Annotated in this window: 13 protein-coding genes and 3 pseudogenes; 9 read left to right on the top strand and 7 right to left on the bottom strand. The window is 60.0% G+C overall.

What is annotated here, in order from left to right; all coding sequences use genetic code 11:
• From BN871_RS21215 to BN871_RS30030, 3 genes and pseudogenes are all read left to right on the top strand, one after another.
• A partial coding sequence (locus tag BN871_RS21215; protein ID WP_048748672.1) for an HD family phosphohydrolase occupies positions 1 to 900 on the top strand: 900 nt, incomplete at its 5' end.
• Positions 897 to 1,397 carry an rRNA maturation RNase YbeY gene (gene ybeY / locus BN871_RS27100; RefSeq protein WP_021877525.1) on the top strand — a complete coding sequence of 167 codons (501 nt, stop codon included), beginning with the start codon at positions 897 to 899 and terminating at the stop codon, positions 1,395 to 1,397. The genes BN871_RS21215 and ybeY, both read left to right, overlap by 4 nt.
• 6 nt (positions 1,398 to 1,403) lie before the next feature.
• A pseudogene (locus tag BN871_RS30030) lies at positions 1,404 to 1,655 on the top strand (diacylglycerol kinase family protein); the annotation flags it as partial.
• Between the two features lie 75 nt (positions 1,656 to 1,730).
• Here the strand turns inward: BN871_RS30030 and BN871_RS21210 are convergent.
• Positions 1,731 to 3,035 (bottom strand): annotated as a pseudogene (locus tag BN871_RS21210) (DHA2 family efflux MFS transporter permease subunit); the annotation flags it as partial.
• 213 nt (positions 3,036 to 3,248) lie between these two features.
• Between BN871_RS21210 and BN871_RS21205 the strand changes: the two are divergent.
• Positions 3,249 to 3,848 carry a TetR/AcrR family transcriptional regulator gene (locus BN871_RS21205; protein ID WP_048748671.1) on the top strand — a complete coding sequence of 200 codons (600 nt, stop codon included), beginning with the start codon at positions 3,249 to 3,251 and terminating at the stop codon, positions 3,846 to 3,848.
• A 69-nt stretch (positions 3,849 to 3,917) separates the two neighbouring features.
• On the opposite strand, the gene def is transcribed toward BN871_RS21205, so the two are convergent.
• The 4 genes from def to BN871_RS21185 all read right to left on the bottom strand — a co-directional run bounded on the left by def (position 3,918) and on the right by BN871_RS21185 (position 6,487).
• On the bottom strand, positions 3,918 to 4,433 hold the full coding sequence (gene def, locus BN871_RS21200; protein ID WP_048748670.1) for a peptide deformylase: 516 nt from the start codon (positions 4,431 to 4,433) through the stop codon (positions 3,918 to 3,920).
• A gap of 24 nt (positions 4,434 to 4,457) precedes the next feature.
• Positions 4,458 to 4,994: a GrpB family protein gene (locus BN871_RS21195; protein ID WP_232313249.1), complete on the bottom strand. Its 537-nt coding sequence runs from the start codon at positions 4,992 to 4,994 to the stop codon at positions 4,458 to 4,460.
• Between the two features lie 99 nt (positions 4,995 to 5,093).
• Complete coding sequence (locus BN871_RS21190; protein WP_048748673.1) at positions 5,094 to 5,798, bottom strand: bifunctional 2-polyprenyl-6-hydroxyphenol methylase/3-demethylubiquinol 3-O-methyltransferase UbiG; 705 nt, start codon at positions 5,796 to 5,798, stop codon at positions 5,094 to 5,096.
• A 44-nt stretch (positions 5,799 to 5,842) separates the two neighbouring features.
• Positions 5,843 to 6,487, bottom strand: a complete 645-nt coding sequence (locus tag BN871_RS21185; RefSeq protein ID WP_048748669.1) for a TetR/AcrR family transcriptional regulator — start codon at positions 6,485 to 6,487, stop codon at positions 5,843 to 5,845.
• A 176-nt stretch (positions 6,488 to 6,663) separates the two neighbouring features.
• On the opposite strand from BN871_RS21185, the gene BN871_RS21180 reads away from it, so the two are divergent.
• From BN871_RS21180 to BN871_RS21165, 5 genes and pseudogenes are all read left to right on the top strand, one after another.
• Entirely contained in the window at positions 6,664 to 7,845 is a 1,182-nt protein-coding gene (locus BN871_RS21180; RefSeq protein ID WP_048748668.1) for a YhgE/Pip domain-containing protein, read from the top strand.
• Positions 7,846 to 8,108: 263 nt separating this feature from the next.
• A pseudogene (locus BN871_RS29345) lies at positions 8,109 to 8,438 on the top strand (GNAT family N-acetyltransferase); the annotation flags it as partial.
• Between the two features lie 10 nt (positions 8,439 to 8,448).
• Complete coding sequence (locus BN871_RS29340; RefSeq protein WP_232313251.1) at positions 8,449 to 8,652, top strand: hypothetical protein; 204 nt, start codon at positions 8,449 to 8,451, stop codon at positions 8,650 to 8,652.
• A 237-nt stretch (positions 8,653 to 8,889) separates the two neighbouring features.
• Positions 8,890 to 9,627 (top strand): MBL fold metallo-hydrolase, encoded by a 738-nt coding sequence (locus tag BN871_RS21170; RefSeq protein WP_048748667.1) that lies wholly within the window; start codon positions 8,890 to 8,892, stop codon positions 9,625 to 9,627.
• A complete protein-coding gene (locus BN871_RS21165) occupies positions 9,605 to 10,174 on the top strand; it encodes a TetR/AcrR family transcriptional regulator (RefSeq protein WP_021880482.1) in 570 nt (189 codons plus the stop codon). Before BN871_RS21170 ends, BN871_RS21165 begins: the two co-directional genes overlap by 23 nt.
• Before the next feature lie 42 nt (positions 10,175 to 10,216).
• Here the strand turns inward: BN871_RS21165 and BN871_RS21160 are convergent, their stop codons facing one another.
• Both BN871_RS21160 and BN871_RS21155 read right to left on the bottom strand, forming a co-directional pair.
• Positions 10,217 to 11,023 (bottom strand): TatD family hydrolase, encoded by an 807-nt coding sequence (locus BN871_RS21160; protein ID WP_048748666.1) that lies wholly within the window; start codon positions 11,021 to 11,023, stop codon positions 10,217 to 10,219.
• The coding region (locus tag BN871_RS21155) for an ABC transporter ATP-binding protein (protein WP_048748665.1) at positions 11,020 to 11,505 on the bottom strand (486 nt) is incomplete at its 5' end. The genes BN871_RS21155 and BN871_RS21160, both read right to left, overlap by 4 nt.

Raw genomic sequence — 11,505 nt, 5'->3', positions numbered from 1 at the left:
CTGTTCGGGACGGTGTCGGTACTGGCGATCCTCCTGCTGGGCGATCTGCCGGAGCGCAAGGACATCCTGTACTCGCTCGGCTTTGCCTTCGGCAGCGGACTCGTCACCGCCGTGCTCGTCATCGGGCTGATGCCGTTCTTCGAGCTTACGTTCGGCATCCTGTCCGCGCTGAAGCTCGTGGAGCTCTCGAATCCGAACCATCCTCTGCTCCGCAAGCTGCTGACGGAGACTCCGGGTACGTACCATCACAGCGTAATGGTCGGCAACCTGTCGGAGGCGGCGGCGGAGGCGATCGGGGCAGACGGGCTGTTATGCCGGGTAGGGTCGTTCTATCACGACATCGGCAAGACCAAGCGGCCCAACTACTTCATCGAAAATCAGACGAACATCGACAATCCGCATGATTCCATCGATCCAAAGCTGAGCAAGTCGATCATTACGGCGCATGCCAGAGACGGAGTGGAAATGCTGAAGGCTCATAACATGCCGAAGCCGATCCGCGATATCGCGGAGCAGCATCACGGCACGACGTCGCTGAAGTTCTTTTATTTCAAGGCGGTCAAGGAAGCGGAGGCGGAAGGAAAGGAAATCGCCTTCACGGAGGATGATTTCCGGTATCCGGGGCCGAAGGCGCAGTCCAAGGAGGCCGCGATCGTCGGCATCGCCGACTGCGTGGAAGCCGCCGTACGGAGCCTGCGCAACCCGACGATGGAGAACATCGAGTCGATGATCCACAAAATCATCAAGAGCCGGCTGGACGACAATCAATTCAATGAATGCGACCTGACGCTCAAGGAGCTGGACCGGATCGCCCAGACGCTCAAGGAAGCTGTCATCGGCATCTTCCACTCGCGGATAGAATACCCGGAAGACGTGAAACCAAAGGAGAAGCTGGCATGAGTCTGAAATTGGAATGGAGCAGCGAGCAGGAAGCGTTCGATATCCCCGCGGAGTGGGGACAGAGGCTGGAGCAGCTGCTGCAGCTTGCAGGAGAAGCCGAGGGAATGACGGAGGGCGAGGTTGTCGTCACGTTCGTGGACAACGCCCGCATTCATGAGCTCAACAAGGAATACCGCGGCATCGACCGTCCGACGGACGTTCTCAGCTTCGCCATGCAGGAGGATGGGGAGGACGAGCCGGAAATCGTATTCGAGGTCGAGGACGAGAGCGAGCCGCTGCCTTACCCGGACTCGCTTGGCGATATCGTGATATCCGTCGAGACGGCTCGGAGCCAGGCGGAGGAATACGGACATTCCCTGGAGAGGGAGATCGGCTTTCTGTTCGTGCATGGCTTTCTTCACCTGATCGGATACGACCATCAGGACGAGGAAGCGGAGGCGGTCATGACGGCCAAGCAGGAAGCCGTCCTGCAGAAGGCCGGCCTCCCCCGGACGTAGAAGGACATGAGACGCTTTCTTGCCAGCCTGGGGCTCGCGGGATCGGGCATCGGCCATGCGGTTCGCACCGAACGTCACATGAGAGCGCATCTCTTCATGTTCGTGCTGGCGATGGCCTTGGCTTCCTGCCTTGGACTCAAGCGGACGGAGTGGGCGCTGCTGCTGCTGGTATCCGCCCTCGTGCTGGCAGCGGAGCTGATCAATACCGCCATCGAGAGGGCGGTCGACCTGGCTTGCGGCGGCGAGCTTCATCCGCTGGCCAAGCTGGCGAAGGATACGGCATCCGGCGCGGTGCTGGTCTGCGCGGCAGCGGCAGCGCCGCTCCGCGAAGATCATCATTTCCGCCGCATGCGTTTTGGCCCGGCTGGACATGACGGTAATGAGCAGGGATGTGCCCACGGCTCCGGCTACCTGCCGCACCGTGTTGGAGATGGCGGTGCCATGCGCATTAAGCCGGTTCGGCAATTGGTTCAAGCCTGCGGTTTGCACCGGCATCAGCAGCAGCGCCATCCCGATCCGGCGGCCTGTGGACATGAGGACCAGATACGTATAGCTGGTGGAGTCCGTCAGATCCGTAAAGCCGATTGTCGTCACGATGGTGATGATCAAGCCTGCAACAGCCAGCCACTTGGCGCCGAAGCGGTCGAACAGCTTGCCGGCGACCGGCATCATGAAGCCCATGACAAGCGCGCCGGGAAGCAGCAGCAGGCCGGATTCGAGAGCCGTGTAGCCCCGGGCATTTTGGAGATAGAGCGGAAGCAGCATCATATCCGCGTACATCACCATCGTAATCGCGACATTGATGATCGTCGTCAAGGAGAACATATTGTACTTGAACGCCCGCAGGTCAAGCAGCGGACTTTTGGAGATCAGCTGCCGCACCGAGAACAGGACGAGAGCCAGCACGCCGGCAGCGATGGTCGCGATGACTTCCGCGCTGGACCAGCCTTTGCCTGCGGCCCGGCTGAAGCCGTAGAGCAAGGCGCCGAAGCCGACGGTGGACAGAAGAACGCTGAGCACGTCGATCTTGGCATGGCCCCGCTCGGATACATTGCGCAAGAAGATGAATCCGCAGACGATGACGATAAGAGTAAAGGGAATCATTCCGTAGAACAGAGTTTCCCAGGCGTAATGTTCCAGAATGTAGCCGGCGAGCGTCGGGCCGATAGCCGGGGCGAAAATGATGGCCAGGCCCATCATCCCCATGGCGGCTCCCCGCTTCTCCGGAGGGAACAGCGTCAGAATGACATTCATGAGCAGCGGCATGATGATGCCTGCGCCTGCCGCCTGGATCATCCGACCGGTCAACAGGACCGGGAAGCTGTGCGAGAGAGCCGATACGATCGTTCCGACAAGGAAGATCATCATGGAGGCCTGGAACAGCTGCCTCGTCGTGAACCGCTGCATGAAGAAGGCGGTAATCGGGATCAGCACCCCGTTGACGAGCATATAACCCGTCGTCAGCCACTGCGCGGTCGCAGCCGTAATGTTGAAATCATTCATCAGTTCCGGAGTGGCGACGCTCATGATCGTTTGATTCAGCGTCGCTAAAAAGGCTCCCAAAATCATGATGAACAAGATCGGTCCCTTTTTTATCGTACTGGTGTTCAATTCCTTGCTTGCGTTCACTTGCTCCATCCTCTCCAAACCTATAATCTAGACTTAATTTACAATGTGTAAGATAATCAACACTGTATAAATTAGATTATATTCGGAAAGAAGTATCTTACAAGTAACGCATCGGGGCAAAATGTAAACTAGTCATCAGTTTGTGGGGATATGTCGTTCAATTCGCACATAACAGACATAAAATGGATTTTTGTAAAGTATCTGAAGAAGGAGCCAAAAACCATGACAGACCCCGCCAAACCTCGTGTCGATCCCCGAGTGCTCCGGACCCGTCAGCTGTTGAAGGATGCTCTGATCGATCTTCTGCAGGAAATGGATCTCGAAAAAATATCCGTCAACCGGATCGCGGAGCGCGCAACGATCAACCGCGTCACCTTTTATTTGCACTATCGCGATATTCCCGACATGCTGGAGAAGATGGCGGACGATATGGTGGAGGATATCCGGCGGGTATGGAACCAATCCGAGGCGAACGATCGAACGCCGGAAGAAACCGAATCGCGGATGCTGGTCCATCTGCTTGAGCATATCGCCGCGCATTCCAAGTTCTACAAGATTGTTCTCGGTTCGAAACGGACGCCGATCTTTACGGAGCGGCTGCTCAAGATGCTGTCGGAATCGATTGCCTTGAGGATCGAACGATCGGGCAGCGACTTGGCGTTCACGAAATCAGGCACTCCAAAGGACATTGCGATCTGGTACGGTTCCGCCGCCCTGATCGGAACCATCGTAGCTTGGGTGAGGAACGACATGCCTTATTCGCCGGCCTTCCTGGCCAAGCATTTCGCGATCATGACCAAAACGAACGACGCGGTGGAATAAAAACCGGCAAGGTTCCGATGGAGTGCCGTTTCTGAACGGATCCAGACTCCGCTCCGACGTGTCCAAATCTCAAGTCCTCCGGCTCAGCTGCAGGATCGGAAGGAGATTGGCCTTTCGTCCCGTGTGCTCCTCGGTCAGCCAGTTGTCACGGACGTGGTCCACATACAGGATTCCGTCCAAATGATCGATCTCATGCTGCATGCACCGGGCCAAGTAGCCTTCTCCGTGCAGCACGACCGTCTCGCCCGACCGGGTCAGCGTCCGTACCTGCACCTTCTGCGAGCGCGTCACGTTGCCGTAATACCCCGGCAGGGAGAGGCAGCCTTCCGTACCCGTCTGCTGACCTTCCCGGTGGATGATCTCCGGATTGATGAGCTCGATCAAGCCCTCTCCGCAGTCCATCACGATGAGGCGCCGCAGGATGCCGACCTGCGGAGCGGCAAGTCCCGCTCTGCCTTCCCGGGCGTACAGCGTCTCGGCGAGGCTGTCGAGATAGCGGATCGTCCGCTCATCGACGCTGTCGACCTCGCGCGCCCTGCGGCGGAGAATCGGGTCTCCGAACGGCAAGATTTCTTTTACGGCCATTATTCGGCTCTCCCTTCTATGGCTTTATGGATTTGTCACCCTGCCCTGTGCCTGCTTCCCGGCCCGCTCCATCACGGTCCGAATGAACGGCCCCTTATGAGCGGTATAAGCCGCCCGGTCATCCGGATGCCGGCTGGCCAAATCAGCCTTCAGCTCGGCATATTGCCTCCGCAGTCCCGGATCGCTGCGGAGGCTGTCGCGGAACAGCAGATTGCCCTTCCACTCCTCGCTCCCGAACTCGTAGACATGCAGATGATGGGTTCCCTTTCCCCATTCGCCCTGCCGGAAAAAGCGCCGCGCGGGGAATTCCGGCTTGGGCACATATTCATACCCGATTGCCGCGAGCGGCTGGATGAATGCGTCGGCGATGGACAAATGCGCCACGCCGACAGCTATGTCCACAATCGGCTTGGCGGCCAGACCCGGCACCGAGGTGCTGCCGATATGCTCCACCCATATGCTCTCCCCGGCCAGCGCGGCAAGAATGCGGGCCTTTTCGCTTTCATATTCCGTTTGCCATGACGGATCGTATTCCATGACGATGACCTGGCTCGTTCCCAACTCGCTTCACCTCCTTTGAGGTCTGGAAACTAGGGCCAGCGGACTCTTGTCCTTCCCATCCTATAGTAGAACGTTCGTTCCCATATGGATATCCTAGTTCTATTTCTTCCTCGCTGCCCAGGTCACGACATCGCTCCGGAGAGATACCGGCTCGCCGTCGCGCTGGATCTCAAGCTCGTACGGCTTCACGGCATGGCGCAGCAGCTCCCAGCCCCGGTACTTCTCCGCCAGCAGTGAGCCCAGCTCCTCCGTATCCAGCATCAGCTCGAACTTCGGATCCAGCTCTTCGCCCGTCGCCAGACACACTTCTTTGACTCCCGCATTGACGATGAGGCAGTGAATGCCTCCCGTTCGCGTCCCCGCCGCCATCGCGCCCAGCACCTTCACGAAGGAGTCCATCGAGTCCAGATGCTCCAGGCTGGACACCGAGAAGATATAGTCGTACCGATCCGGCTCGATTCGGAAGGCTGCGATGTCGCATCGATGCAGCTCCAGCTCCTCCTCCACTCCATGCTCGCGGCCATACTTCTCCAAATGGCAGATGGCGGACTCCAGCAGATCGACGCAGACGACCTTGCCCCCGGTGCCGGAAAGCCGCGAAGCCAGCGGAATGCTGTTGCGGCCGACCCCGCAGCCAAGATCCAGAAGGCGGAGGCCGTTCGGGCGTTCCAGCTGTTCGAACAGGTCGAGCACGGTCCGCACCGGCTTTTCCAGCCAGGAGCCGCTCTCGAACAAGATTCGATTTTCGTAGCAATCATCATGGTATTCCTTTTCATAGGCACGAATGCGCTGTAAGCGATTCATCTGCTTGCCTCCCTTCATAGAGCGCTCGACGGAACCGGCAGGCTTCAGCGCTCCTCCGCTATCTTCGCCCCTCCAGGCGGAACTTCCTTCAAGCCGAGCGACACCAGCGGCCCATAGTGCATGAGGCGGATCATGATCCTCGCCATCTCCTCGGAGGTCAGGTTCATGCCCGACTCGATCCAGTGCATGAGGAAGCCGAAGTTGGCCGATGTCACATAAGCGACGAAGTAATCCGGCGGCATGATCGACTTGCCTTCCGGCACGTATTTGACCTTCTCATAGATATGGGCCGTGAACAGCTCGCGGAAGCGCAGGGCATAGGACATATCTCCTTGAGCTCCGACCATCGTGCGCAAAAAATCGGCATGCTTAGCCAGCTCGTCGAAAACGATGACGCCTTGGGGATAGGCTTCGTCCCGATCCGCATAAGCCCACGCCTCCTTTATATCCAGCTTCTCGACCTTAGCCCGGATCCGGCTGAACACATCGTCCTTCAGCTGCTGGAGCATATCCGGCACGTCCCGGTAGTGCAGGTAGAACGTCCCCCGGTTGATGTTCGCGCGGCTGGCGATGTCGGTCACGGTCACATTCTCCGCTCCTTTTTCCCTGACGAGGTCCATGAGCGCTTCATAAAGCAGCTGCTTCGTCCGAGCCTGCCTCCGGTCCGGCTTGTTTGCGTTGTCCTGCATGTCTTTTCCTCCCGAAAATCAACCTGCTAATGAACACTCCATCTCATCGTGGCGAGTACTCGACACTTCGGAGAAATGTGATCATTGTGCTTTCTGCTGTTCTCATTATAATTAACAACGTGCTTTGTATTCAACAGAGTGTTCATTAATAGATAGAGAAGGAGTCGATAGAAGCCATGGCTATATTCAAGCAAAAAATGGTGTGGGCTGGAACAATCATCGTTCTGGCCGTTCTTGTCGTGTTCGGCGCGGCAATGATGGGGTCCGTGCTGGGCACGAAGCCGAAGGAGGTTCCCGCGGCTCTGGTCGTCCTCGACCATCCTGCGGATCTTCCCGGCGGCGGCTCGCTGGCGGTCGGCGAAAAGCTGAAGGAGCAGCTGCTCTCCAATGACAAGCTGCCGATCAAATGGACCGTCCTCGATTCGGAGCAAGCTGCACGGGAGGCCTTGGACGCCAGAGAGTATTATGGAGCGCTTATCCTGCCCGCCGATCTCAGCTCCGGCGTCGCCTCGATAGCCGGCGCCTCTCCGCAGCAGCCCGCTGTGCGGGTTCTTGTCAGCGAAGGCCTGAATGCCCAGGCTTCGACCGTTCTCAGGCAAGGATTGGGCCAGGTCATGAGCATGGCGGGAGCGGAGCTGTCCAAGTCGATGCTCGCCGGAATCGCCCAGAAATCGCAGCAGCTTCCGGTCACCGTCGCCCAGGCTCTCCTCTCCCCGATTCAGGTGCAGGAAGAAACCGTTCATCCCGTAGGAGCGAACAACGCTTCCGGCAGCGCGCCCGGCCTGCTCACCCAGATCATGTGGATGGGCAGCCTCGTCACCGCCATGATGCTGTTCCTGGCCGGAGGAAAAGCGATCCAGTCGGGAGCGGGAAGGCCGGCGGCGGTCGCCTGGCAGCCGGTCATCGGCGTCGCCATCACCGGCATTGCTTCGGGCTTCCTGGTGTGGACCGCTTCCTCCTGGTACGGCATGGAGCTTGCGCATTCGCTGGACACCTGGCTGTTCCTGTGGCTGGCCGCCGTCACCTTCTATATGCTGCAGTCCGCGCTGCTCAACTGGATCGGGCTCCCGGCGATGGCGATCCTCGTCCTGCTCATGTTCTTCTCCATGCCGCTGCTCAACATGGCTCCGGAATTTCTGACCGATACGACTCATTTCTGGATTTATTCGTGGACTCCGCTTCGTTTCGCGGCCTACGGCATGAGGGAAGTGATGTACTTCGGCGGTCTGGATTCGGCAGGAGGCAGCGCCGCCGTGCTGGCGGGCATCGCAGGCGCGTTCCTTCTCGCGCTGCTGGGATCGGGATGGAAAAAATCCCGGGCCGCCGGCAAGACCGAAACGGTCCCGGCGTCGGCGTGACGGTCTGCTCCGATCGCCGAGCGAGACCGGGCCGGCATGAGGCCTGGAAATCCAGCCCGTCTTCCGACTGCGGCCGGCATCTTGACTGCGGCCGTCCGGCTTGAACGGCGGCTGCAGAGAGAACCGGGCGCAGCCGGCAGGGACAGCTTGGCGTTCGGTAATGGGCCGGGCTTCATTTCCAAGCCGAGTTCGGGTATCCTGACAGGACAGGCAGCCGACTGCTGTTATCGGCGCAGCCTGACGAGACAAGGAGAACGAATGCCATGATGGAACTGCTGCAGATTCCCCAGGAGGACTGTCCTGCACACCTGAAAGACCAGATCATAGCCTTCATGCGGACGGAATGGCCCCAAGCGTTCCAGGACGGGGAGCCCGTCGCTTGGCCAGGCAATCCGTCCACCCGGCCTTATTCGCTGATTTATGTCGACGATGGCGTCGTCATCTGCCATCTCGCCGTCCCTCGTACGACGATTTTTCATGAGGGAGAGACGTACGAAGCCTTTGGAATCAGCGAAGTGCTGACGAATCCGCTCTATCGCCGGCAAGGCTTCGGCCTGAAGCTGATCCGGGAAGCCTTTTCCTACACGATGGCGCAAAACGCCGATGTCATCCTTTTATTCCCGGGGCGGATGGGAACGGGCCGACGGGCTGGCCTTGATCGGCGGCACGCGCGAGCGGCCTTTCCGCAGCGATTCCCTCGGCCTCGCGACCATGCTTCATCTCGCGTCCCCGAGAGCCCGCAGCCGTCGCGATGCGTTCCGATCAGGCGGCGTGCAGCTGGAGCTCGGCGAACGAATGCTATGGTAGGCGACTTGATCTCACGGCAGCCACATGACAGCGGCAGAACCGGGCTTGGGAGCCCAAACGGTTCTGCCGCTGTTTTTATGCTGGCGGTCTTCTTCATAGGGAGGAACGAATGGCCGCATCCTGCAGCTCCTTATCCATCCAAGGGAACCGCTCGGAAATGGGGGCTTGCAAAAGCTAATTGCATTAGTTATATTAAAGCTAATTAGATTAGTTTTCAATAAAAGGAGCGGCCCCCCCATGAAAACGGTTCGTCATCAAACGGTGCACCAGCTGGCTTTCCTTCCCCGCCTGTTCCCGGTCAACGCTTATTTCGTCGAAGAGGAAGACGGATTGACGCTGATCGACGCCGCGCTTCCCTACAGCTCGAAGGGCATTATGGAAGCGGCCAAAATCATCGGCAAACCGATCACCCGCATCGTGCTGACGCATGCCCACGGCGACCATGTCGGAGCGCTTGACGCTCTCAGAGAAGCCCTTCCTTACGTTCCCGTCTACCTGTCGGCCCGGGATGCCAGACTGCTCGACGGGGATTTGTCTCTGGACGAGGGAGAACCGTCCACTCCGATCCGCGGCGATATTCCGAAGAAGGTGAAGACCCGCCCCGACGTGCTGCTGCGGGACGGAGACCGGATCGGTTCGCTGACCGCCATCGCCGCACCCGGACACACTCCCGGCTCGATGGCGTTTCTCGATGCGCGGAGCCGCGCGCTCGTTGTCGGGGATGCGTTCCAAGTCCGCGGCGGCTTCGCCGTCAGCGGCCAGATGCGGATTTTGTTCCCATTTCCGGCCATGGCTACCTGGAACGCGGACGCTGCGCTGGAGTCTGCCCGCAAGCTCGCCGCGCTCAAGCCCTCGCTTATCGCTGCCGGGCATGGACGGATGATACAGCAGCCCGCAGCCGTTCTGGAGCGGGCCATCCGGCAAGCCGAATTCCGCCAAGGAGGCAAAAGCCATGTCGCCGCGAATCGGTCTTGATCAAGGGACGCTGCTGGGAGCGGCGGCCGAGCTGGCCGACGCCCAAGGCTTCGAGGCCGTAACGCTGGCGTCGCTGGCCCAGAAGCTGAATGTCCGCTCTCCCTCTCTCTACAATCATGTCGCGGGACTGCCCGAGCTCCGGAGACTGCTCGCCCTGAACGCGCTGGAGCGGCTTAACGAACGCCTCGCGCTGGCGCTCGACGGCAAGCAAGGCGACGAAGCCTTGAAATCGTTCTGCGCCGCTTATCTTCAGTTCGCGCGATCGCATCCTGGGCTTTATGAGGGGATCCAAAGGGCTCCCGAGCCGGACGACGAGCAGCTTCAGCAGGCAGGCGGCACCATCGTGCGGCTTGCGCTCGAAGCCATGTCGGGCTTCGGGCTGCAGGGCGATGCCGCCATCCACGCGGTGCGCGGCATCCGCAGCCTGCTGCATGGCTTCGCCTCGCTGGAAAGAATCGGAGGCTTCGGCATGCCGCTTGACCTCAACGTTACGTTTCGCATGCTGGTGGATACGTACATGGAGGGACTTCGCCAGCTGGCAAAATAACCGAAGCGGCGCCCGGATAGAATCCGGGCGCCGCCTTTGTGTTCAGGAAAAATACAATCTGCGCGCGTTCGCGGCCAGCATAGAGGCAGCCTCCCGCTCGTCCATTCCTCTCAGACGGGCAATCTCCCTGACCGACTCCCGAATCATAAGGGGATGGGTCGCCTGCCCGGCGAACGGCCCTTCGAACGGCCAGGGACCGTCCGTCTCCGTCATGAGGCGCTCAAGCGGGTATGTGGCGGCAAGCAGGCGGATTTCCTCCTCGTACAGCACATCCGGAGTGAGCGAGACGTACCATCCGGCATCCGCAAGCATTCTCGTCATGGCCTCATCTCCCTTGTACCAGTGAAAATGCGCGCGTGCGACGCCGAATTCCCGCAGCAGCTCCGCCGCCTTGGCGGCATCCTCGTAGACGGCGTGCAGAATGATCGGACGGCCGGTGTCGGCGGCAAGGGAGACGAATTCCCTCAAGATGCGCAAGTACCCGGATTCGTCGAACCCTTTTCCCTCCGCTTGCGCTTCCGTCCGCATGTAATAGGGAAGTCCGACCTCTCCGATCGCGAACGCTTCCCCGGCTTCATGGCGATTCCGGATCCAGGCCAGAAGCGCCTGCATTTCGGCCTCGTCCGGCAGCTCCTGCTCGGGATGCCAGCCATAAGCGGGCATGATCCGGCCCGGATGCCGCCCGGCCAGCTTGCGCGTCCGCTCGGCGGAATCCAGATCCATGGATACGGCCACGACAGCGGCCACGCCGCCGTTGAACGACTGCTCGAGCATCGCTTCCAGCTCATCCGCAGCATACTGCTCCAGATGGATATGGGCATCGACGAGAGGCAGATGGATCAGTTTCATAACGGCATATCCCCCTCTTCCAGGCTTCCGAGCGATTCATAGAGAGACTCCTTCAGCTCGCCGAACCGCGGATCGCTTCCCAGCTTTGCGCTGCGCGGCCGCGCAAACGGAACCTGGAGCTCCCGAACGACGACGGCCGGCGATGCCGACAGGACGAGAACGCGGTCGGACAGCAGCAGCGCCTCCTCGATGGAATGCGTGACGAACAGCACCGAGCGGCGCTCCTCCTCCCACAGCGACAGCAGCCAGCGCTGCATCCGCTGCCGCGTCAGCGCATCAAGCGCGCCGAACGGCTCGTCGAGCAGCATGAGCGGCTGCGGCGACAGCAGCGCGCGCAGGAACGAGACTCGCTGCTGCATGCCGCCGGACAGCACATGCGGGTAAGAGCGGGCATAGGCTTCCAGTCCGAGCCTGCGCAGCCCCTCGTCGGCGAGGCGCTTCGCTTCGGCGCGGTCTCGGCCCGCGATGCGCAGCGCCAGCTC

The organism is Paenibacillus sp. P22 (assembly GCF_000469945.2).
GTDB lineage: Bacteria > Bacillota > Bacilli > Paenibacillales > Paenibacillaceae > Paenibacillus_O > Paenibacillus_O humicus.
The sequence above is the reverse complement of the archived record's forward strand: the minus strand, read 5'-3'. Positions and strand labels throughout refer to the sequence as shown.

Bases quoted from the DNA above. Each gene is read 5' to 3' on its own strand.
- BN871_RS21205 (WP_048748671.1), top strand. From the start codon at position 3,249: ATGACAGACCCCGCCAAACCTCGTGTCGATCCCCGAGTGCTCCGGACC.
- BN871_RS21170 (WP_048748667.1), top strand. From the start codon at position 8,890: ATGAAAACGGTTCGTCATCAAACGGTGCACCAGCTGGCTTTCCTTCCC.
- BN871_RS21165 (WP_021880482.1), top strand. From the start codon at position 9,605: ATGTCGCCGCGAATCGGTCTTGATCAAGGGACGCTGCTGGGAGCGGCG.
- BN871_RS29340 (WP_232313251.1), top strand. From the start codon at position 8,449: ATGTCATCCTTTTATTCCCGGGGCGGATGGGAACGGGCCGACGGGCTG.
- BN871_RS21180 (WP_048748668.1), top strand. From the start codon at position 6,664: ATGGCTATATTCAAGCAAAAAATGGTGTGGGCTGGAACAATCATCGTT.
- BN871_RS21190 (WP_048748673.1), bottom strand. From the start codon at position 5,798: ATGAATCGCTTACAGCGCATTCGTGCCTATGAAAAGGAATACCATGAT.
- BN871_RS21185 (WP_048748669.1), bottom strand. From the start codon at position 6,487: ATGCAGGACAACGCAAACAAGCCGGACCGGAGGCAGGCTCGGACGAAG.
- def (WP_048748670.1), bottom strand. From the start codon at position 4,433: ATGGCCGTAAAAGAAATCTTGCCGTTCGGAGACCCGATTCTCCGCCGC.
- BN871_RS21160 (WP_048748666.1), bottom strand. From the start codon at position 11,023: ATGAAACTGATCCATCTGCCTCTCGTCGATGCCCATATCCATCTGGAG.
- ybeY (WP_021877525.1), top strand. From the start codon at position 897: ATGAGTCTGAAATTGGAATGGAGCAGCGAGCAGGAAGCGTTCGATATC.